General features: G+C 33.5%; 19 protein-coding genes. 10 read left to right on the top strand and 9 right to left on the bottom strand.

Annotated elements, in window-relative coordinates:
- The first annotated feature begins 66 nt into the window (after nt 1-66).
- From ACE94K_RS16125 to ACE94K_RS16105, 5 genes are all read left to right on the top strand, one after another.
- Nucleotides 67-2,850, top strand: coding sequence for a gliding motility-associated C-terminal domain-containing protein (locus ACE94K_RS16125; protein WP_378174549.1), 2,784 nt, complete (start codon nt 67-69; stop codon nt 2,848-2,850).
- 3 nt (nt 2,851-2,853) lie between these two features.
- Nucleotides 2,854-3,771 (top strand): type IX secretion system membrane protein PorP/SprF, encoded by a 918-nt coding sequence (locus ACE94K_RS16120; RefSeq protein ID WP_378174546.1) that lies wholly within the window; start codon nt 2,854-2,856, stop codon nt 3,769-3,771.
- Nucleotides 3,772-3,774: 3 nt separating this feature from the next.
- Complete coding sequence (locus ACE94K_RS16115; protein ID WP_378174543.1) at nt 3,775-5,823, top strand: OmpA family protein; 2,049 nt, start codon at nt 3,775-3,777, stop codon at nt 5,821-5,823.
- Nucleotides 5,824-5,997: 174 nt separating this feature from the next.
- Nucleotides 5,998-7,824, top strand: a complete 1,827-nt coding sequence (gene rpsA, locus ACE94K_RS16110) for a 30S ribosomal protein S1 (protein ID WP_378174540.1) — start codon at nt 5,998-6,000, stop codon at nt 7,822-7,824.
- A 1,100-nt stretch (nt 7,825-8,924) separates the two neighbouring features.
- On the top strand, nt 8,925-9,662 hold the full coding sequence (locus ACE94K_RS16105; RefSeq protein WP_378174537.1) for a hypothetical protein: 738 nt from the start codon (nt 8,925-8,927) through the stop codon (nt 9,660-9,662).
- Between the two features lie 225 nt (nt 9,663-9,887).
- Here ACE94K_RS16105 and ACE94K_RS16100 read toward each other — a convergent pair whose 3' ends face one another.
- Nucleotides 9,888-10,463, bottom strand: a complete 576-nt coding sequence (locus tag ACE94K_RS16100) for a porin family protein (protein ID WP_378174534.1) — start codon at nt 10,461-10,463, stop codon at nt 9,888-9,890.
- A gap of 337 nt (nt 10,464-10,800) precedes the next feature.
- Between ACE94K_RS16100 and ACE94K_RS16095 the strand changes: the two genes are divergently transcribed.
- The 4 genes from ACE94K_RS16095 to ACE94K_RS16080 all read left to right on the top strand — a co-directional run bounded on the left by ACE94K_RS16095 (nt 10,801) and on the right by ACE94K_RS16080 (nt 13,312).
- Nucleotides 10,801-11,433, top strand: a complete 633-nt coding sequence (locus tag ACE94K_RS16095; RefSeq protein ID WP_378174531.1) for a porin family protein — start codon at nt 10,801-10,803, stop codon at nt 11,431-11,433.
- A 1-nt stretch (nt 11,434) separates the two neighbouring features.
- Nucleotides 11,435-11,848: a type II 3-dehydroquinate dehydratase gene (gene aroQ / locus ACE94K_RS16090; RefSeq protein WP_378174528.1), complete on the top strand. Its 414-nt coding sequence runs from the start codon at nt 11,435-11,437 to the stop codon at nt 11,846-11,848.
- A gap of 5 nt (nt 11,849-11,853) precedes the next feature.
- Nucleotides 11,854-12,582, top strand: a complete 729-nt coding sequence (locus ACE94K_RS16085) for a diphthine--ammonia ligase (RefSeq protein WP_378174525.1) — start codon at nt 11,854-11,856, stop codon at nt 12,580-12,582.
- Nucleotides 12,583-12,655: 73 nt separating this feature from the next.
- Complete coding sequence (locus tag ACE94K_RS16080; protein WP_378174522.1) at nt 12,656-13,312, top strand: porin family protein; 657 nt, start codon at nt 12,656-12,658, stop codon at nt 13,310-13,312.
- 114 nt (nt 13,313-13,426) lie between these two features.
- On the opposite strand, the gene lpdA is transcribed toward ACE94K_RS16080, so the two are convergent.
- The 5 genes from lpdA to ACE94K_RS16055 all read right to left on the bottom strand — a co-directional run bounded on the left by lpdA (nt 13,427) and on the right by ACE94K_RS16055 (nt 17,418).
- On the bottom strand, nt 13,427-14,818 hold the full coding sequence (lpdA, locus tag ACE94K_RS16075) for a dihydrolipoyl dehydrogenase (protein WP_378174520.1): 1,392 nt from the start codon (nt 14,816-14,818) through the stop codon (nt 13,427-13,429).
- 192 nt (nt 14,819-15,010) lie between these two features.
- The gene (locus ACE94K_RS16070) at nt 15,011-15,523 is read right to left on the bottom strand and encodes a collagen-like protein (RefSeq protein WP_378174517.1); all 513 of its coding nucleotides are present in this window, start codon (nt 15,521-15,523) and stop codon (nt 15,011-15,013) included.
- A gap of 75 nt (nt 15,524-15,598) precedes the next feature.
- Nucleotides 15,599-15,994: a peptide-methionine (R)-S-oxide reductase MsrB gene (gene msrB / locus ACE94K_RS16065; RefSeq protein ID WP_378174514.1), complete on the bottom strand. Its 396-nt coding sequence runs from the start codon at nt 15,992-15,994 to the stop codon at nt 15,599-15,601.
- Nucleotides 15,994-16,482 carry a peptide-methionine (R)-S-oxide reductase MsrB gene (gene msrB, locus ACE94K_RS16060; protein WP_378174511.1) on the bottom strand — a complete coding sequence of 163 codons (489 nt, stop codon included), beginning with the start codon at nt 16,480-16,482 and terminating at the stop codon, nt 15,994-15,996. The genes msrB (ACE94K_RS16065) and msrB (ACE94K_RS16060) overlap by 1 nt, the downstream gene beginning before the upstream one ends.
- A 63-nt stretch (nt 16,483-16,545) precedes the next feature.
- A complete protein-coding gene (locus ACE94K_RS16055) occupies nt 16,546-17,418 on the bottom strand; it encodes an alpha/beta hydrolase (protein WP_378174508.1) in 873 nt (290 codons plus the stop codon).
- A gap of 178 nt (nt 17,419-17,596) precedes the next feature.
- Here ACE94K_RS16055 and ACE94K_RS16050 point away from each other — a divergent pair, with 178 nt between their 5' ends.
- Complete coding sequence (locus ACE94K_RS16050; protein ID WP_378174505.1) at nt 17,597-19,111, top strand: DEAD/DEAH box helicase; 1,515 nt, start codon at nt 17,597-17,599, stop codon at nt 19,109-19,111.
- 31 nt (nt 19,112-19,142) lie between these two features.
- Here the strand turns inward: ACE94K_RS16050 and ACE94K_RS16045 are convergent, their stop codons facing one another.
- From ACE94K_RS16045 to ACE94K_RS16035, 3 genes are read right to left on the bottom strand one after another with little or no spacing between them, the layout of a single operon-like run.
- A complete protein-coding gene (locus tag ACE94K_RS16045; protein ID WP_378174502.1) occupies nt 19,143-19,928 on the bottom strand; it encodes a PhzF family phenazine biosynthesis protein in 786 nt (261 codons plus the stop codon).
- 13 nt (nt 19,929-19,941) lie between these two features.
- Complete coding sequence (locus tag ACE94K_RS16040; RefSeq protein ID WP_378174499.1) at nt 19,942-20,538, bottom strand: short chain dehydrogenase; 597 nt, start codon at nt 20,536-20,538, stop codon at nt 19,942-19,944.
- A gap of 40 nt (nt 20,539-20,578) precedes the next feature.
- Nucleotides 20,579-20,905: an ArsR/SmtB family transcription factor gene (locus ACE94K_RS16035; RefSeq protein ID WP_378174496.1), complete on the bottom strand. Its 327-nt coding sequence runs from the start codon at nt 20,903-20,905 to the stop codon at nt 20,579-20,581.
- Between the last annotated feature and the right edge of the window lie 12 nt (nt 20,906-20,917).

Genomic DNA, 20,917 nt, shown 5'->3' with positions numbered 1-20,917 from the left:
GTGTTTTTTGTTTTTTGATGATAACAAATACCAGCATTACGACACTTACATATAAACCAATAAATTTTGAAAACATATAAAACAAAATTACTATTTATTTTATTGATAGTATTTGGAAGCTTTGGCGCAGCGATAGCTCAATGTAACCAAACCCAAACCATATCAATATGTGATATGGAAACCATCGATTTTGATAATGATGGTAATCCAGATGGGATTGTTAATCTTTACGATGAATATACCGCTATAACCGGTCTAACTATTCAAAATGGTGTTTGGTCCGTAGATCCTAGATTTACAGTTGCTTTAGATCCATCTACCGGTAATGTTGCTACTTGGGCATTACAACGTTCTACCGAAACACAAACTATAAATGATTATACGTTTCAGTTAAGAAATTCGGATTGTGGGGATGACATCGCTTTAACTATAAACATTATTCTAGGACCATATTCAGGTGTGGCATTACCTTCTTTCGGTACTTTAAACGTAAATGCTGAAGGTTGTGGATTAGGAGGATTTAATCTATTTAATACTTTGGTTTCTGATAATGCGTTTCCGCCTCCACACTTAAATGGAACTTGGTCTTATAATGGTTCCAGTCCAAATTTTGTTGCAATATTTGAATCTTCATTATTGGTTGATATTCCATATCAGCCCGGATTACCATTAGTAGATCAAGAGGTTTTTGAATTAACATATACCGTCCCAGGGATTGGTCCTTGTGATGCCGATGCCCAAACAACAGTTAGGGTATCTATGATTAGACAGGTAGATTCAGGTGCTTCTGAAGGAACAGATATTTGCGAAGATGATATGTTAGCTGGTGTATATGATCAGGATATTAACCTTCGGGATGACGAATATTTGCGTAATGAAGATATTGAAGGGATATGGTTACCGGATGAAGATCCAACTGGACAGATTTCTAACGAGCAGGATTCTATCATTAATTTGAGAGCTGTTTATAATGATTTGATAGATAACGGCAATAATTTACGATACGGTTGTGAAACTTTTAATTTTTATTATAAAGTAAATCAAAGATCTGCTGTTTGTAGAAGTGATAGTACCGCAGTATCATTTACATTTTATGAACAACTAAGACCCTTTAGTCAGGAAGATGCTCCTTTTCAGATCTGTGCAAGTGAACCAGGTGGTGTAAATTTGTTTGACCTGTTGACTTTTACTACAGAGAATAATACTGAGTTTATCTACACTAATGAAAATTATGTGAATTGGCGATTAGTTTCAGGATCATCAAACCTTGGATTAATTGATCAGGGTTCAATTGATTTTAGTCACGAAGGTTTTGTGGTTACAAATGGAGCCACGCCCGGAACATATGTTTTTGAATACGGAGTAAGCCCCAAAATTAATTGTAAAGAACCTCCGGAAGTTTGTAACCCATTTATCACATTAGTTAACCCAAACCACTGTGAGCACCCTTGTGAAGTCGAAACCGCTCTGGTAACTGTAGAGATATTTCCTTTTGATTATGCCGGAGAAAACACCAGTGGATTGTCTTTTTGTGAAACAGATATAACCATTGATTTAAGAAGTCAACTCCAATCTAATGGTGCCCCGATTGCAACAACAGGAACTTGGACTGATGCAGATGGTGGTAGTATTGATAATTTATTTACTATTCCTCCAATCACTGATTCTCAAATTTTCACATTTACCTACACCACAAATACGATTAATGGATGTACGGATGAAGCAGTTTTATCATTTACAGTATTTGAAGAAGCCAATGCAGGTAATGGAACAAGCATAACACTGTGTTCAGATAATTTAACCTTAACTCTGTTTGATCTTTTGGAAGGTAATCCGGATACTACTGGAATTTGGACAGGCCCTTTTGGATATACCTCACCTGATCATTTGGGTATATTCGATGCTTCGGATATAATGCTACCTATTCTTGGTCCCGGTGATTATATTTATACAGTCGAAGGAAATGATGGTTGTTCGGGAATGGACCAGGCAACGGTGACTATAAATATAGTCGACCCTGTACAGATAGGTAATGATAGAAGTGATTCTTTTTGTGAGATAGACGGGCGGGTCAATTTATTTACAATATTAGATAATGATACACCAAGAACAGGAAGTTTTCAGGATATAGAAAACACTGGAGCACTAACACCAGAAGGAGTTGTAGAGTTTGATTTACTACCTAATCCAGATAACGAAATCAACAAAATATATAATTTTAGATATGTAATACCAAATACTGCTCCTTGTGATGAATCGTCGCTAAATGTAGAAGTACAAATTATAGATTTACCGGAGCCCAACGTACCGGATCAGGAGTTTTGTATTCTGGATGCAAAAAGATTAGATGATATAGAAGTGGATGTGTTAAATTATAATTGGTATCCGACCCTGGAAAGTGATATGCCAATAATTGATAATCCATTATTATTTGATAATCAAGTATTTTATATAGCAACTGTAGATGCTGATAATTGCGAATCCGAAAGAGTAACCGTCAATATTAATATATTGAATATGGGAGAGCGATTTTCTAATGGAGATTTATGTACATTGGATTTTCAGGATGGAGTATCACCGGATGGAAATAACCAAAATGATACTTTTGACTTGTTTATAGAAGGTGAGTTTAATATTCCCGTAGCTTTTCCGGATTTTGATTTAAAAATTTATAACAGATACGGAGCTGCAGTTTATGAAGGTAATCTCAATACCGAACCGTTTAGAGGAGAGAGCAATGTTTCCTTACGATTAGGGGATGACCTGCCTTCAGGCACCTACTTTTATATTTTTACTCCCAATTTTGAAAACAATTTTCCAATTCAGGGAAGTTTTTACCTAAGCAGATAAACAATGAAATCACGATTTATTTTTGGTATAGCGATAGTTTTCTGCTCGGTATTGTATGCACAGCAGGAACCACAATATTCTCAATATATGTATAATATGAGCACGGTTAACCCTGCTTATGTAACAAATCAACCAGGGTTGATCTCTACTGGTTTACTATATAGAAAACAATGGACCGGGATTAATGGTTCACCAGAAACAGCAAATGTTTTCGGAAATATCCCATTGAATGAAAAGATTGAGTTAAGTATTAATTACGTAAATGATCAAATTGGTGAAGCAATTCGAACCAATAACAATTTTTTCAATATAGATTTTGCATACATTACTCGTATTTCGGATCGTTTTAAACTTTCATACGGATTAAAAGCCGGTATTAATAGTTTTAAATTAGATGCTTCTGGTTCTGATGTGGCAGATGATCCCGCGTTTGCAGACAATAATTCTTCATTACAGCTTAACCTTGGAGCTGGTCTTTTCTTATTTTCTAATAATTTTTATGCGGGTATTTCGTCTCCTAATTTATTGCCAAATGATGTTGATATCAATGGAATTGGAGTCTCGCAGTCAAAAACACATTTGTACGCAGTAACTGGTTTTGTATTTGATGTGGTGGATGAGGTTAAATTAAAACCTTCTATGGTAATCAAACAAGTATTGGATTCTCCTTTAACATTTGATGTTTCTTTAAACTCTCTGATTTATGATAGATTCGAGTTAGGAGTTTCGTATCGCTATGAAGATGCATTTATTGCATTAGCAGGTTTTAACATCACAAAAAATCTTAAAGTAGGGTATTCATATGATTTTAGTACGAGCGAACTAAGCGGTTATAATAATGGGAGTCATGAAGTTATTTTACTCTATAACTTCGACTTACTCAAATTCGGTAATAAATATACATCTCCAAGATTTTACTAGATTATGAAAATTAAAATACTACTTGTATTAGCATTGATGGTTACGCAGATAACTTTTTCACAAAGAAAAAGCAGAGCGGATCGTTTTTTCGAAAATGGAGATTATGTCAATGCAGCTTTACAGTATGAAGAAGAATTGAATCAAGAAGGGCACACTAAACATATTCTGGAGAATATTTCTACATCTTATTATAACACCTTTCAGTTTAAAGAGGCGTATCGATATCTAAAGGTTCTGACCGCAGGCAAATTTTATGGAAAAGATAAGAGTTATGATAACGCTTTCAATTTTATGATGCATCAGGTATTATCGGCATTAGGGAAGTATGAAAATGCAGTTGATTTCTTAGCTCTATATTATAAAAATGAAGGAAAAGAATTTAATAAGTCTGATGCTATTTCTGAAATAGAAGCTTTTAAACTAAAAGATGATGATTATACTATAACATCGGTTGGTTTTAATTCGGATGCTTCAGAGTTTGGAGCGATTAAAAAGGATAGCCTCATTTATTTCTCATCAGACAGAAAACCTAATGGAGTATTAGATAAAAATTATAGATGGACACATCGTCCTTTTTTGGATATTTACGCTGTAAAAGTGGATAAAAAGAATACACCTGTTTCAGATATAGAGACTATTTCAGGAGAAATAAACTCCAAACTACATGAAGGTAATTTTTGTTTCACATCGGATGGGAATACCATATATTTCTCTAAAAGTAATTCTGAAAAAGGGAAAAAGAAATTTGATAGTCTAAGGACTAATGCAGTCCATTTATATAAAGCAACAAAAGTAGATGGTGTATGGCAGACACCAGAAAAATTAGCATTTAATGATACAAGCTATTCTACAGAACACCCTTGGATTTCTTCTAATGATAAAACGTTGTTTTTTTCATCCAATATGCCTGGTGGATATGGAGGTTTTGATATCTACTCCGTAGCGATAAATGCCGATGGAACATACGGTAAACCTATCAATCTCGGTGAGACTATAAATACTCCTAACAGAGAACAATTTCCTTATGTATCAAAGGATGGGCACTTGTTTTTTTCTTCTAATGGACATTTAGGACTTGGGATGATGGATGTTTTTGTTTCTGAATTAAAAGAGAATAAGTATACAAAACCGATTAACTTGGGAGCTCCACTTAATTCTAGTTATGATGATTTTTCTCTAACGTATTATAATGAAACAGATGGGTTTTTTGCTTCAAACAGAAAAAACAAATCAGAAGATGATATCTATTCCTTTTCTCAGATTGGAGAAATATTTTTGAAGGAATACGAGGCTAATTTTACAGTAAAGGACTTTGCTACAGATAATTATATTCCTAATGCAGCGATTACAATTTTTGATTTAGACGATCAGTTATATGAAGATACGTTAGACAAAAAAGAGTTTATTACACTGTCTTTGTTTCCTGGAAAGTATGCATTTAAAGCTTCAGCAGATGGTTACAAAACCAAGGAAAAGCCTGTTGTAGTTAAAGAAAAAGAAAACGAAACATATGTTATCTATTTAGAGAAAGAGATCACTACTGTTTCAGATAACACTACGACTAAAGGGGATGAAAGCGTTTCTCCTTCTGATAACGATGTTATCAAAGCACCTAAAGAGCTAACTGCCGAACAATTACGAAAACAATTACTAAGCGATAAAGTAGGTCCACAGGTTATAGAAAAGAATGGTAAGTTGTATTTTGATCTTCCTCCGATTTATTTTGACTATGATAAATGGAATATCAGGGCTGATTCTAAAAAAGTATTGGATGATTTTGCTTTAAAGCTTGAAAAATATAAAACAGTATACATTAAGATTTCTTCTCATACTGATAGTAGGGGTACTGATTCTTATAATCAGGTTTTATCAGAAAAAAGAGCAGAATCTACCCGTAATTATTTGGCGTTGGTTGGTTATGTAAATGCCAGAAGGATGCAGTTCGAAGGATTTGGAGAATCTATACCATTAATTAATTGTGAAAGTAAAGTTTGTACTGAAGAAGAACATCAGATAAATCGTAGAAGCGAATTTGAAATAATTAAGTATTAAGGATTTTGATATTATTTGCAATATCTTGTTTTCTAATAAATTAAATTGTATTTTTGCACCCCTTTTTAGCGAGTAAGAGAATAGAAAGGATTGAAAAAATAATTTAATTTAACGCTTCTGTATACATTTTCGCATTGATTCTCAAATAAGTACAGGATACAAATTTTATCTTCAATGTCTGAAGAAACAAAAAACACAGACGTTCAGGAAGTAGAGGCTCCAAAGGCAGCTCCAGCTGTATCTCCTCAACAAGAAAATCCTGAGCAATTTTTAAAAGATTTTAACTGGCACAACTACGAGGAAGGTATCGACCCAATCGCAGATTCAAAGCTTGAAGAGTTTGAAAAGCTAGTTGCAGAAAACTTTGTTGACACCTTAAATGATGAAGTAGTAGAAGGAACTGTTATCAATATTACAGATCGTGATGCTATCATTGACATTAATGCAAAGAGTGAAGGTGTTATTTCATTAAATGAATTTCGTTACAACCCGGATCTTAAAGTAGGTGATAAGGTAGAGGTATTAATTGATGTGCGTGAAGACGCTACAGGTCAGTTAATCTTATCTCACCGTAAAGCTCGTGTGATCAAGGCTTGGGATAGAGTAAATAATGCTCACGATACTGGCGAAATCGTAAACGGTTTTGTGAAGTGTAGAACGAAAGGTGGTATGATTGTAGACGTATTCGGTATCGAAGCGTTCTTACCGGGTTCTCAGATCGATGTGAAGCCAATTCGTGATTATGATGCATATGTTGGTAAAACAATGGAATTTAAGGTGGTTAAGATCAACCACGAGTTCAAAAACGTTGTTGTATCTCACAAAGCACTTATCGAAGCTGATATCGAAGAGCAGAAGAAAGAAATTATTGGTCAATTAGAAAAAGGTCAGGTATTAGAAGGTACTGTTAAGAATGTTACTTCTTACGGTGTATTTGTTGATCTTGGAGGAGTTGATGGACTTATCCACATTACTGATCTTTCTTGGTCTAGAATCAATCATCCAAATGAGATTGTTGAGCTTGATCAGAAATTAAACGTAGTAATCTTAGACTTTGACGAGGCTAAGACACGTATTCAGTTAGGTCTTAAGCAGTTAAAAGCACATCCTTGGGAAGCTCTTGACAATGACTTAAAGGTAGGAGATAAAGTAAAAGGTAAAGTAGTTGTAATCGCTGATTATGGTGCGTTTATCGAAGTAGAAGAAGGAGTAGAAGGTTTGATTCACGTTTCAGAAATGTCTTGGTCAACACATTTACGTTCTGCGCAAGATTTCGTAAAAGTAGGAGACGAGGTAGAAGCTGTTATCCTTACTTTAGATAGAGAAGAACGTAAAATGTCTCTTGGTGTTAAACAATTAACTCCAGATCCTTGGACTGATATTACTACAAAATACCCAGTCGGTTCTAGACACACCGGTATCGTTCGTAACTTTACTAACTTTGGAGTATTTGTTGAGTTAGAAGAAGGTATCGACGGACTAATTTATATCTCTGATCTTTCTTGGACTAAGAAAATCAAGCACCCATCTGACTTTACAAATGTTGGTGACAAGCTTGAGGTTGTAGTTCTTGAATTGGATGTAGAAGGACGTAAATTAAGTCTTGGACACAAACAAACTGAGGATAATCCTTGGGATAAGTATGAAACAGAGTTTGCTGTTGGAACTAAGCACACCAATACGATAGCAGAGATTGTAGACAAAGGTGCTACTATCGAGTTTAATGAGGATATTGTTGCTTTTGTACCATCTCGTCATCTAGAAAAAGAAGACGGTAAGAAGCTTGCAAAAGGAGATGAAGCAGAATTCCAAATCATTGAGTTCAACAAAGAATTCAAAAGAGTTGTAGCTTCTCATACTGCTTTATTTAAAGAAGAAGAAGCTAAGATCGTGAAGCAAGCTGCTAAAAAAGCCGCTGCAAGTTCATCAGAAAAAACCACACTTGGTGATATTGATGCATTAGCAGATCTTAAAGCTAAAATGGAAAAAGGAGGTAACTAATTCTCTGGATTTCAATACAAACTATAGACCGCCTAAGCTTTAGGCGGTCTTTTTTATTACTAGAAGAGTTAATAAGTGTATAATGGCTCATTAGAAGATCCCAGGTGGAAGTTATTGACACTTATATCCAAGATTTTGATACATGCTATTCTTTCTTTAGTATTTTGTAGTCCTTTCAATTTATTAAATTAATGTATAGGGAAAGCAAATAATCTAAATATCTTGCAAACAAAAAGGAATATCATTATGGACTTTATCTTTTTCGTTAATTACATTTACAAAGATTTATGTTGTTTCCCTAAGTACTAGAATTGAGCTGTCCACGTAGTTTGTAATATCTACTAAGTATAAGAAACTGCTTTTTTTGAAATCAATCTTTAGTTTTTAATAAAAAGGAAAACAATACACATAAGGTGTTAGAAGTGTTTTTTTACGGATTAATGAAAAGATAAGGATGGATGTCTAAAAAGAAAAACAAATTTGAATCAGAATATTAATTGGATATTGCTGTATTACCAAAGCAGTTTTATTGGCTAAGTCTAATTACTTTTACCGAAGATAATGAAATGATAAGAGATTTAAACCTTTGGTATTCTGTTTTTTTAGTTTTTTTGTAAGATATAAGTTAGAAAAGAGAGGAATAATATATGTAAGTAAAAACCCATCATAAAAACAATTATGATGGGTTCTGTTTTTTTTCTTATCAAAGAAGGTTGTTAGAATTTATATACCAATCCTAAATTGATGTCATCAAGATTAACTCCAAAAGTAAATGCATCAGTTGAATCTGCACCATTTATATCTGGTTTTGCGGTAGCGTATCCTATAGCTCCCCAAAATGCTTCAAGAGCAAAATGATCGCTAATAAAATAGCTTACACCTGGTCCAACATTAAGTCCGAAACCATTAGCTTTTAATTCATTTGGTCCTTGTACTGTTTTAGAACTTGCATATTCGAAATAACTTTGTTGAATAACTTATTGAAACAACATATTTAGCAAAGTATAACCTTGGGGGAAGTGGGGAAAAAATAACTAATTTTTAACAAATTTAAACTCTGGAAATTATAATTTTAAGATATTAACTAAATCTATATATTCATGAAAAACGTTTTTTATTTTTTATTTATCACATTGGTTGCGGTTTCCTGTTCCAAAGAGTCAATTAATAATGAGGATGAATCTGATACCTTTTCTTTTGAAAAAATCAATATTATTTTACCTGATGGGAATGTTTTGTCAATCGAAAATTTAAATAAGGAATTCTCTAAAAATAAAGACTTCGAGGAGCTTCAAGCCTTCTTAGATGAAAATAAGGATTTGGTCATTGCAGATTTTGATGACGGAATGATTCGAATATTTTATGGTTATGATGAGGCTAAAGCTTATTATTTGAAAGCTATGGAGTTCGATTCTAATAAACAAAATTTCAATAATAAATCTTCTCAGATTTTTGGTGAGGTTAATGTTTATGACGGTAATAATAATACTGGTCAGCAGGTGACAATCCGAATGAGTTATGGGATTGGCAATAGAGTAACTTATCAATTTCCTAGATTAAATAATATGCGTACCCAATATAACCAAGATGGCACTGCTATTGGTCAAGTCGTGAACATGGATAATAGGATTTCTTCATTGAAAATCAGAAATTATGGATTAATAGTCCTCTATAATGATCCTTGGTATAATGGTAGTACATATTTGTTTAGTAATAATCCCGACATTAATGGTCAACCTTATGAAAGGTCAATTAATTTACCTTCTCATCCTTTTTCGACTGTTTTTAATAAAAATAATGTTCACAGTTCATTGCAGACAACTATTGATTTAAACTAAAGAAAAAAACAGATTTGAATTAGAATATTAGTTGGATATTGCTATATTACTAAAGCAGTTTTACTGGGTAAGTCTAATTACTTTTATGGTAGATATACTTAATCATTTGTAGTTCTGTTTTTTAGTTCTTTCTGTGCCATAAGTTTTAAAGCGAGGAACATTTTAGCTGTAAGTAAAAACCCATCATAAAAACGATTATGATGGGTTTTTTACCTAATAAGTTTGTTAGAATTTATATACCAATCCTAAGTTAATATCATCAAGATCTAGGCCTATTGTGAAAAGATCAGTTGAATCTGCGGCACCATCGGCTTTAGCTGTAGCATATCCTAATGCTCCCCAAAATGCTTCAAGAGCAAAATGATCGCTGATAAAATAGCTTACACCTGGTCCAACATTTATACCAAATCCGTCAGTAGTAGAATCGGTTGACGCTATTTCTGTTTTAGCAGATACGTAATCTAATCCAAGTTCACCGAAAATAGAAAACTTGTTAGAAGGTGTGAAGTAGTATCTACCAAAAGCACCGGCATTCAGTGCATTAATTTTGGTTTCTCCACCGCCAACTTCAATTTTTTGAGTTGTATAACCAAGTCTGGCTCCTACGGTAATATTTTCGGTAACAAAAAAACCGACTCTAGGTGTAATACTAAAGGTATTATTCTTGTTGTCTCCGGTTGATTCAGAGTCGTACCCGAAAGATCCAGATACAAAAATGTCTCCCTTGGCGAACCCTCCATCTTGGGCATTAACAAATGTCAACGTAAATACTGCAATTGCAGTTAAAATTAATTTTTTCATAATAATTGTTTGTTTAAAGTTGAGGCAAATCTAAGCAAAATTTGATAGATAGGTTTCACGGTTTTCAGGTAGTTTTTTACCAGTTTATTCCCCGTTTAAAGGGAGGTCTACCGTATACTATTGATTATCAATATTTGATTAAGCAAAAAGTGATTTTTGTTTCATAGTGATAAGAGTTACTTTAACAATATTTTAAGCTTTTGTCTGATTAGAAATGCGATATTTTTCAATACCAAGAGAATGATAACTTCGCTATATTATGTTTGGGTTTTTTCTTAACAAGTGCATTCAAATAAAAAAATAAAACTACTTTTGGTATTAATCTATATATACAGATATGAGGAGAACCATTTTTTTGCAGATACTTATCATTTTTGGTTTTATTTCTGTCAATGCACAGAAAATAGATGATGCAGATCCATTATATGCAAGGGCTGGATTTAAAGGAGGGCTTAGCTATTCCAGTGTTTTTGGGGATATTGATAATGCTAGTGGTAGATTTAGAATTCATTTAGGAGCTGTTGTAGAATACCCAATTACCAGTAAATTTTTTCTTCAGGGAGAACTTTTATATTCAGCACAAGGATATAAGGTGGATGTAAATAATAGGGAACAAAAAGTAAGTTTAAATTTCATATCTCTTCCCATTGTAGCCAAATTTCAGCTACATGAATCATTGAGTTTAGATACAGGTATTCAAGTGTCTATTTTAAGCAATGTAAGAAATGATGATTTAGAAGACAATGATCCTTTCTTTGATTCATTCAATAACCTTGATGTCAGTGGGGTATTTGGGGCTACCTATAAATTAGAGAGTGGACTTTTTTTTCAATTACGTTATAATTTGGGATTTACTATACTTAATAACAATACAGTGGCAAACCCCAATAATAGAAACTCTGTAGCACAACTATCTGTTGGATATTTATTCAAGACTAAAAATAATCGAAGAATCATACGCGAGCAATAATATGAAGCTTTTAATCATAAATGGACCTAATTTAAATCTTTTAGGTAAAAGAGAACCAGGAGTGTATGGAAAACAATCTTTTGAAGATTTTTTTTCAGAATTACAGATGAAGTTCAGAGATGTTGAATTAGGCTATTTTCAATCTAATATTGAAGGAGAGCTAATTACTAAGATTCAGGAAGCAGATGGTGTGTACGATGGTGTTATTCTAAATGCAGGAGCTTATACACATACTTCTATCGGAATCGGTGATGCGATTAAAGCAGTTTCGGTTCCGGTAGTAGAAGTTCATATATCCAATACGTTTAGCAGAGAAGAATTTAGGCATCAATCTTTTATTTCTCCTAATGCAAAAGGTATTATTCTCGGTTTTGGTTTGCAAAGTTATGTATTGGCAATTCAGAGTTATCTTTAGGGTAGATGAATAAAGCTTATTTTAACTGGAGCAGTGGTAAGGATTCTGCTATTGCACTTTACTTAATTTCTAAACGGAAAGAATTTAAGGTTACTAAATTATTCACTACCGTTAATGCTGACTATAATCGTGTCACGATGCACGGTTTAAGAGAGGAATTATTGGATAAGCAAATACATAGCTTAGATTTACCGTTTCAAAAAGTATATCTTCCTAAGGACGTATCGATGGAATTATATGAGGAGAAGATGCTAGAGGCGGTATCTCAACTTAAAGCAGAAGGCTTTACCCACAGTATTTTTGGTGACATTTTTCTACAAGATTTGCGAAGTTATCGAGAAGAACAACTCAGAAAAATAGGAATCAAAGCTGTATTTCCGTTATGGAAAAAAGATACAAAAGAATTATTAGTAGATTTTATCAATGAAGGTTTTAAGGCTATAACCGTTTGCGTAAATGCCAAATATCTTGATAAATCCTTTTGTGGTAGACTTATAGATCATAGCTTTCTAAAAGACTTACCAAACAATGTGGATCCATGCGGAGAAAATGGAGAATTTCACACCTTTGTTTTTGATGGTCCGATCTTTGCCAAACCAATTAATTTTACAATAGGAGAGAAGGTATTACGAAGTTATACGTTATCAAAGAACAACACTGATAATTGTTTTACCGATACGGAAGAAAAAAATTGGGATTCTTCATTTTGGTATTGTGATTTGGTCCCTAAATAAAATTTATAGAGAAGAGTAACAATTTTTACGTTTTGGACACTAATATATAACTTAACATTATATTTATTAATAAATGAAAATTTTTTATACGTCAATTTTGTTTCTTTTTATTTCGATTTTAACTCAGGCTCAGGATACTAAAGTTCGATATGGAATAAAAGGAGGAGCAAATTTATCTACAATTACCGGAAGAGAAATATTTGATAAAAATAATCCAAGAATTAGCTTTCATGCAGGGGGGGTTATAGAAATACCTTTATCTGAGGTGTTTTCTTTACAGCCCGAATTATTGTATTCACAACAAGGATCCAGGTTTGTGCAAACTATAGAATTAAGAGATGGAGCCAATGAAGAACCAGTCTTGCTTGATATTAATTATGATTTCAATCTAAATTATATCACAGTTCCTTTATTAGCAAAGTATTATGTTTCAGAGCGATTTAATTTTAATTTAGGTCCTCAAATTGCATATTTACTTACTGCGAAAGAAAAGAATAATTTTCCAACACAGACACAAGGAGAATCAGAAACACAAAACGATATAAAAGATGGTTATAAAGATTTAGATTTTAGTGTGAAGATTGGTGCAGAATATTACTTTAAAAGCGATATATTCTTAGGAGTTTCTTATGGGTTAAGTCTTACCAAAATCAATAAGTTTGAAAATACTATTGAAGATAACGCACAAAGGAATAGCGTATTTCAATTATCAATAGGTTATAAATTTTAATGCCCCTTTTGTTTGTTAAAAATACTATATTTCAAGATAAAAAAAATAGACCTGATTTTCTTCAGGTCTATTTTTATATACTTTTCAGCATTAGGAATCGATTGACCCCTAGGATTATAAATGTATCACTTCATCATAAGCATCCGCAACAGCTTCCATAACGGCCTCGCTCATGGTTGGGTGTGGATGTATTGCTTTTAAAACTTCATGTCCTGTGGTCTCAAGTTTTCTACCTAAAACTGCTTCTGCTATCATATCCGTTACACCAGCTCCTATCATATGGCATCCTAGCCATTCTCCGTATTTAGCGTCAAAAATCACTTTTACGAAACCATCTTTGGTTCCTGCAGCACTAGCTTTACCAGAAGCAGAGAATGGAAATTTACCAACTTTGATTTCGTAACCGGCTTCTTTTGCTTGCTTTTCTGTCATACCAACACTAGCGATTTCAGGAGAAGCATACGTACATCCAGGAATATTACCATAGTCAATAGCTTCTACATGCATTCCTGCAATTTTTTCTACACAAGTAATCCCTTCTGCAGAAGCAACGTGTGCTAAAGCAGGTCCGTGTACCACATCGCCTATTGCATAAATCCCGGGAATATTAGTTTGATACCAGTCATTTACAACAATTTTATCTCTATCTGTAGCAATACCTAATTCTTCTAATCCGATATTTTCGATATTTGTTTTAATGCCTACAGCTGATAAAACGATGTCTGCTTCAAGGATTTCTTCTCCCTTTTTAGTTTTTACCGTAGCTTTTACGCCATCACCGCTGATATCAACACTTTCTACTGAAGAATTGGTCATTACTTTAATGCCGGCTTTTTTGAAACTTCTTTCAAATTGTTTTGATACTTCTTCATCTTCTAACGGCACCAGATTAGGCAAGAATTCTACAATGGTAACTTCAGTTCCCATTGCATTGTAAAAATGAGCAAACTCTACACCAATTGCCCCGGATCCCACTACAATCATTTTCTTAGGTTGCGATTCTAGAGTCATCGCTTCTCTATATCCAATTACTTTTTTACCATCTTGCGGCAAGCTTGGTAATTCTCTCGATCTTGCTCCAGTAGCTACTATGATATTTTTAGCTTCATAATCAGAAGCATTACCATCTTTATCGGTAACAGTTACTTTATTGTTGGCTTTTAATTTACCAAAACCTTCAATTACATCAATTTTATTTTTTTTCATTAGGAACTGAACACCTTTGCTCATTCCTTCTGCAACGCCACGACTTCGTTTTACAACTGCATTAAAATCTTTGTCGAATTTTTCAATCGTTAAGCCGTAGTCTGATGCGTGTTTCAGATAATCAAATACCTGGGCACTTTTTAGCAATGCTTTTGTAGGTATACACCCCCAATTTAGACAGACACCTCCTAGGCTTTCCTTTTCAATAATAGCAGTTTTAAACCCCAATTGAGAAGCTCTGATAGCAGTAACGTAACCACCCGGTCCACTTCCTAATACGATAATATCATATGCGCTCATAAATGTGAATTTTTTGAAGACACGAATTTACGCATTATTCGGTTAACCTAAAAAGGATTTATAGATTCCATTTTCAGAATAATTGACGAATAAATACCATGAAAAAACACTACCGTAAGGATAGTGTTAATTTTTTTAAATTTTCCTTGTTTTTTTTGAATTATAAAGAAGGATTTTTAATTATTTGATAGATTAGAATTCTAAATTTAATGCGGATTGTACTTCATTAAAATCCAATAAGTTTATATCAGTATTTTCTGCAAATTCTGCCGGAACCACTACAATTCTAAAAGTTTGATTGTCTGTAAATTCTGGACCTGCTAGATTAGGTGCGTCACTTTCTAAGATAATGTCAACATCTCCAACTGTAAAATTAAATCTATAATAAAGAAATCCTTCTATAGCACCCGTAGTATCATTAAAAAAGAAAACAGATCCTGTAGGTAAAGGTTCCCAAACATCTAATCCATTATCAACGGCTTCTAATCTATAGACTAATACCACATCAGAATCGAAAATATTTTGATTGAAGAAAAAACGATCTGCATAATCATTAGCTTGATTAAAACTAGTCGTAAACTCGTAGGTCGTACCAATTTCTCCATCTAGCCCAGGAGGTCCAGGAGGTCCAGGTAATCCTTGGTCGCCCTCACAGGCAGTAAATAAAAATGCTGATAAAAATAATAGTGTGAAAATCTTTTTCATAATATGTACTTATTTGTTGTTTTGATATAGGAATTAGTAATCAATAAGTGTTCCAAAGTTTTTAATTCGCGTTTTTTATGATTTGTCAAAATCTATACTCACCGAATTTACGCAGTAGCGCTGTCCCGTTTCTGTTGGGCCATCATTAAAAACATGTCCTAAATGACTACCACAATTAGCACATAATATTTCTGTTCTAATCATTCCGTGAGAAGTATCTCTTATGTATTCCACACTACCTTCAATAGATTCATCAAAACTAGGCCAGCCGCAACCCGAATCAAATTTAGAGCTACTTTCGAATAATGGGGTATTACAAGCCATACACTTATAGGTGCCATCTTCTGCGTGTATATTATATTTACCAGTGAAGGGACGTTCAGTTCCTTTTTGCCTTAATACTCTGTACTGTTCTTCAGAGAGTTCTTTTTTCCACTCTTCTTCTGTTTTTTGATAGGGATATTTATTCATTATTTAGTCTCTTTTGGTTCAAAAATTAAAGCATCGCCATTGATACAATGTCTTTTGCCGGTAGTTTCTCTTGGTCCGTCATTAAAAACATGTCCTAAATGTCCACCGCAGGTGGCACAAAGTAATTCGGTCCTGGCGTATCCTAGCTTATAATCTGTATCGACAGTAACATTTCCTTTTACAGCTCTGTCAAAACTTGGCCAGCCGGTACCGCTATCAAATTTATGCTCACTTTCGTACAATGGAGTTTTACAACCGGCACAGTAAAAAGTTCCTGCTGCATATACTTTATTTAATGGACTAGAAAAAGGTCTTTCAGTCCCTGCTTGTCTAAGAATGTAATACTGATCGTTTGTTAGTATTTCTTTCCATTCTGCGTTTGTTTTAGAAACCGGATATTCCTTTTGTTCCTTTTTTACTTCTTTCTGAGCATTACCAGTGCAGCTTATTGTCAAAACACTGATAAAAAGTATAAGAATTTTATTCATTGTCATTATTTATAATGGTTATTTTTATATAGTCGTAAAATGCTTGTCCACATAACGTAAACGTCATTTTAGTAAAATAAAATTTATGATTTTATTAATTATTTCTTCATCTCCTAAAATCTTTCTATGGCCTAGTTTTTCTGTAAGTAGTAGTGTTCCGTTTTTAAGTTTTTCATGAATTTCTACAGCTGCGCTGTAATGTACATCAACGTCATTTTTATCGTGAACTACTAATGTTGGTATTTTTATGCCTTCTGCAGAGATTGCACCAGAATAATTATCTAAATCTTCTTGATAGCGTTCATCAAAATACCGTTTCATTAATTTACCTGTTTTCTGCCCTAATTGTAAATTTTTAACAAAGTTTTGAGTTATTTTAGTAATACTATTGGCTGTACCTATAATCACCAGTTTATGAATGTCAAGACCATTTTTCGTAGCTCTTAGTAAAGACATGCCACCTAACGAATGACCAATCGCAGCCTTAAAAGGCCCATGTGTGGCACTTAGTTGATGGATTGTTTCTATGAAATGTAGCATGTTACTTCGTTTTCCTGGTGCTTCGCCATGTGCAGGAGCATCAAAACTTACCGTACTATATCCGTTAACAAGTAATTGATCCGCAATCTTAGAAAGTTGAGTGCCACTTCCAGACCATCCGTGTGCCAGTAAAATCTTTTTATTAGAATGACCGTATTTGTAAATAACCACTTCTCTGTTTATCTTTTCAATTTTAATTTTTTCTCTATAACTATTTAGGGCCATGTTTTTTTCTCGTTCAGGCCGCTCATACTTAAAAGGCGTTAAGAACAATCGAGCACCAAATCTTGAAGCCAAAAAAGGTGAAATCCAACTTAGTATTTTTCCTGTATACAAAATTGGTTTTGGTATAAGTAGTGTTTGAACAGGTATTAGATCTTTATTAATCTTTGTCATTAAAGGACTAATCAATTTTTAACTAAAATTAAAACAACAAATACATTTGTAAGAAATATTATGAATAATTAACATTATGTAGGAGAACTGTCGAATTAAAACTAAATATATCCTCCTTATTCTTGTGTTTAAGCTATGAAAGTGTTTAATTTTGTAGCTTATTTTTAATTTGAAGCAAATGCGGGTGGATCCCACGGAAATAGAAAAAAAAGAACAAAAAGTACTTTATGACTATCAGGCCAGAGATATAGATAAAATTTTTGGGCGTTTGCAGGAGTTTCCAAATAACTATAATTTATTGTATCAGCTTCCTACAGGAGGAGGAAAAACGGTAATTTTCTCTGAGATAGTAAGAAGATACATCGAAACTACCAGAAAGAAAGTCGTGGTGCTTACACATCGTATAGAACTGTGTGATCAAACTTCTAATATGCTTACTGAGTTTAAAGTTAAAAACAAGATTATTAACAGTAATGTAAAAAAACTGGAGGATCAACATGAGTATATGTGCTTTGTAGCCATGGTAGAAACACTTAACAACAGATTAAATGATGATCAGTTAGAGATTGATAATGTAGGTATGGTAATCATAGATGAAGCTCATTATAATTCTTTTAGAAAGTTATTTCGTTTCTTTAAATCTTGTTTCATTTTGGGCGTTACTGCGACTCCTCTTAGTTCTAATATGAAACTCCCAATGAAAGATAACTATCGGGAGCTGATTGTTGGAGATACGATTTCATCTTTGATTCAGAATGGGTTTCTGGCCAAACCGGTAACATATACCTATGATGTAGGATTGGGCTCGCTTAAAATCGGAATGAATGGCGATTATACCGTAAAATCATCAGAGGAACTTTATACCAATGCTTTGATGCAGGATAAACTTCTGAAGGCTTATGAGGAAAGAGCTAAAGGAAAAAAAACATTAATTTTTAATAATGGAATTAATACTTCTATTCAGGTATATGATGTTTTTCGTAGGGCGGGATATCCCATAAGACATCTGGATAATACAAATAGTAAACAAGAAAGAGCGGATATTTTAAAATGGTTTAAAAAAACGGATGATGCAATATTGTCTTCCGTAAGTATATTGACTACAGGTTTTGACGAACCAACTGTCGAAACTGTAATTCTTAACAGAGCTACCAAATCTTTGACACTCTACTTTCAGATGATCGGTAGGGGATCCAGAATATTGCCGAACAAACAAGAATTTTCTATCATAGATATGGGAAATAATATTGCGCGATTTGGGCTTTGGAATGGAGAAATTGATTGGCAATCTATATTTAGATCACCAGATTTTTACTATGACAGTTTAGTAAGTGATGATGAAATAGAGCGTAACTTTAAATATGTAATGCCCGAAGAGGTTCGAAAGGAATTTAGCAATTCTACAAATGTCGATTTTGATATCGAGACTGAGTACGCGAATACTAAAAAATACGGCTTGCGTAGCAAAAGCGTTTTGGAAAAATCGATAGAACAGCACGCCAAAATGTGCGCCGAGAATAGTGAGGATGTTTTTGATGCACGTATTTTAAGCAAATTACTTGATCAAGATATTGAATATAGAGTTCGAAGGTATTCTTATTGTATCAGTAAAAGCACCAAAAATTATAGAGATTGGTTGCAAGAAGATTATAGCAGAAAACTCCGTTCTCGTATTAATCAGATGTTTCTGTAAAACTTTTGATGCTTTTTTCGATACGCATTTTTTAAATTTCAATTTCACCAATTAAATAAGGAACTGCATACCCACTAAGAAATACTCTATCACCTTCTAATCTACAATCAATCTCACCACCTCTTTTAGATAACTGACGCGCTTTAAGTTCTGTTTTTTTTAGTTTTTTAGCCCAAAACGGGACTAGTGCTGCATGAGCAGAACCTGTAACAGGATCTTCTAGAGGTATATCCGGATTGGCATCAAATACTCTGGATACAAAATCTGATGTAGTTCCTTTACTAGTAATAATCGTACACAAATAGGGAAGTCCTTTCAATAATGCTAGTTTCGGTTCTTCTTTTAGTATTTCTTCTTCAGACGCAACAGTAATTATTAAATCTCTTCCCGCGAATGCACTTATGGGTTTAGCATTAAATGCATCGTATACCTCTTTCGGGATATCAACTGAATGCGGTGGTCTTGAAGGAAAATCTAGTGTTATAGATCCGTTTTTCTCTTTTTTTGCTTTTAGAATTCCGCTTTTGCAGGTAAAAGTCACTTCGTTAATTGAAGTGTCTATGTAGTTAAAGATAACAAAGGCCGAAGCTAAAGTCGCGTGACCACAAAGATCAATTTCTGCATAGGGCATAAACCATCTGATTTCATAAATATCATCCTTTCGTACAAAATAGCCTGTTTCTGCAAGATTGTTTTCGATCGCAATATTTAATAAGGTTTCGTCGTCTAACCAATGAGGTAAATGACAGATTGCTGCTGGATTGCCACCAAAAAGTTTTTGTGTAAAAGCATCGATTTGATACATTGGTATTTTCATAAGTTCTGGTGGTTTAATAAAATTTAAGAATTTGACCTGTTTTGTTATTGTGTAAAATTTGTTTGTATATTTCAACTACATCTTTAATATGTACAGGAAAATACCCTGCAAATTTTTTGTCTTTAGGAAAGTCATTGCTAATCGCTCCCGGTGCTACTACATTTAGGCGTATGCCTCGTAGTAATTCATTAGAAGCGGCGTTTACAAAGCTATGAATGGCACCATTGACCAAAGAAAGAGCTACTGCGTTGGGTTCGTAATGTTCTGCGAGTATTCCCGTAGTTAATGTAATTGACCCTTGATCATTAAGATGATCTTTGGCTATATGTACAAGATTTACTTGTCCCATTAATTTACTTTTGATGCCCAAATAATAATCATCTTCAGTAAGTTCAGATAGGGATTTCCAGCTTGCTGTACCAGCCGCATTGATTACTGCATCCAGCTTTGGTAATTTTTCAAACAATAATTTAATAGAGTTTTTATTTGTAATATCAATAGGGTAGGTGTCGCTATTTCTATGAGCGCCATATACTTCGTGATTACTTTTTAGGGATGCATAAATTTCTTTACCAATAGTTCCTGTAGAACCAATTACTAAAATCTTCATAATTATATATTTAATTTTATAAATATGTATAGATAAAATTTTATAAATTTTCTATCATTTCATCAATATATTCCTTGATAACTTTTTCATTTCTTTTAAAATAGGTCCACTTTCCGTGCCTGGTTGGAATTAACAATCCTGCTTTATGCATCGTAGCTAAATAATGAGAAATAGTGGGTTGAGATAAACCGGACTTATCTTGAATAAATTGTCCACAAACACCAAAGTCGAAATGTCCCAATTCTGAATGTGGTGGAAAATTGGATTCGGGATCTTTTAACCATTTTAATATATCCAACCTTGTGGAATTGGCTAAAGCTTTTTTTATTTCAAGTATTTCCTTTTTCTTCACGGTCCAAATATACATATTTAATTTTAT

Origin of the sequence: Aquimarina besae, from assembly GCF_042434905.1 — a bacterium.
Classification (GTDB): domain Bacteria; phylum Bacteroidota; class Bacteroidia; order Flavobacteriales; family Flavobacteriaceae; genus Aquimarina.
The sequence above is the reverse complement of the archived record's forward strand: the minus strand, read 5'-3'. Positions and strand labels throughout refer to the sequence as shown.

Excerpts from the sequence above, each read along its gene's own strand:
- ACE94K_RS16120 (WP_378174546.1), top strand. The coding sequence starts at position 2,854 with ATGAAATCACGATTTATTTTTGGTATAGCGATAGTTTTCTGCTCGGTA.
- ACE94K_RS16115 (WP_378174543.1), top strand. The coding sequence starts at position 3,775 with ATGAAAATTAAAATACTACTTGTATTAGCATTGATGGTTACGCAGATA.
- rpsA (WP_378174540.1), top strand. The coding sequence starts at position 5,998 with ATGTCTGAAGAAACAAAAAACACAGACGTTCAGGAAGTAGAGGCTCCA.
- ACE94K_RS16105 (WP_378174537.1), top strand. The coding sequence starts at position 8,925 with ATGAAAAACGTTTTTTATTTTTTATTTATCACATTGGTTGCGGTTTCC.
- ACE94K_RS16100 (WP_378174534.1), bottom strand. The coding sequence starts at position 10,463 with ATGAAAAAATTAATTTTAACTGCAATTGCAGTATTTACGTTGACATTT.
- ACE94K_RS16095 (WP_378174531.1), top strand. The coding sequence starts at position 10,801 with ATGAGGAGAACCATTTTTTTGCAGATACTTATCATTTTTGGTTTTATT.
- aroQ (WP_378174528.1), top strand. The coding sequence starts at position 11,435 with ATGAAGCTTTTAATCATAAATGGACCTAATTTAAATCTTTTAGGTAAA.
- ACE94K_RS16085 (WP_378174525.1), top strand. The coding sequence starts at position 11,854 with ATGAATAAAGCTTATTTTAACTGGAGCAGTGGTAAGGATTCTGCTATT.
- ACE94K_RS16080 (WP_378174522.1), top strand. The coding sequence starts at position 12,656 with ATGAAAATTTTTTATACGTCAATTTTGTTTCTTTTTATTTCGATTTTA.
- lpdA (WP_378174520.1), bottom strand. The coding sequence starts at position 14,818 with ATGAGCGCATATGATATTATCGTATTAGGAAGTGGACCGGGTGGTTAC.
- ACE94K_RS16070 (WP_378174517.1), bottom strand. The coding sequence starts at position 15,523 with ATGAAAAAGATTTTCACACTATTATTTTTATCAGCATTTTTATTTACT.
- msrB (WP_378174514.1), bottom strand. The coding sequence starts at position 15,994 with ATGAATAAATATCCCTATCAAAAAACAGAAGAAGAGTGGAAAAAAGAA.
- msrB (WP_378174511.1), bottom strand. The coding sequence starts at position 16,482 with ATGAATAAAATTCTTATACTTTTTATCAGTGTTTTGACAATAAGCTGC.
- ACE94K_RS16055 (WP_378174508.1), bottom strand. The coding sequence starts at position 17,418 with ATGACAAAGATTAATAAAGATCTAATACCTGTTCAAACACTACTTATA.
- ACE94K_RS16050 (WP_378174505.1), top strand. The coding sequence starts at position 17,597 with ATGCGGGTGGATCCCACGGAAATAGAAAAAAAAGAACAAAAAGTACTT.
- ACE94K_RS16045 (WP_378174502.1), bottom strand. The coding sequence starts at position 19,928 with ATGAAAATACCAATGTATCAAATCGATGCTTTTACACAAAAACTTTTT.
- ACE94K_RS16040 (WP_378174499.1), bottom strand. The coding sequence starts at position 20,538 with ATGAAGATTTTAGTAATTGGTTCTACAGGAACTATTGGTAAAGAAATT.
- ACE94K_RS16035 (WP_378174496.1), bottom strand. The coding sequence starts at position 20,905 with ATGTATATTTGGACCGTGAAGAAAAAGGAAATACTTGAAATAAAAAAA.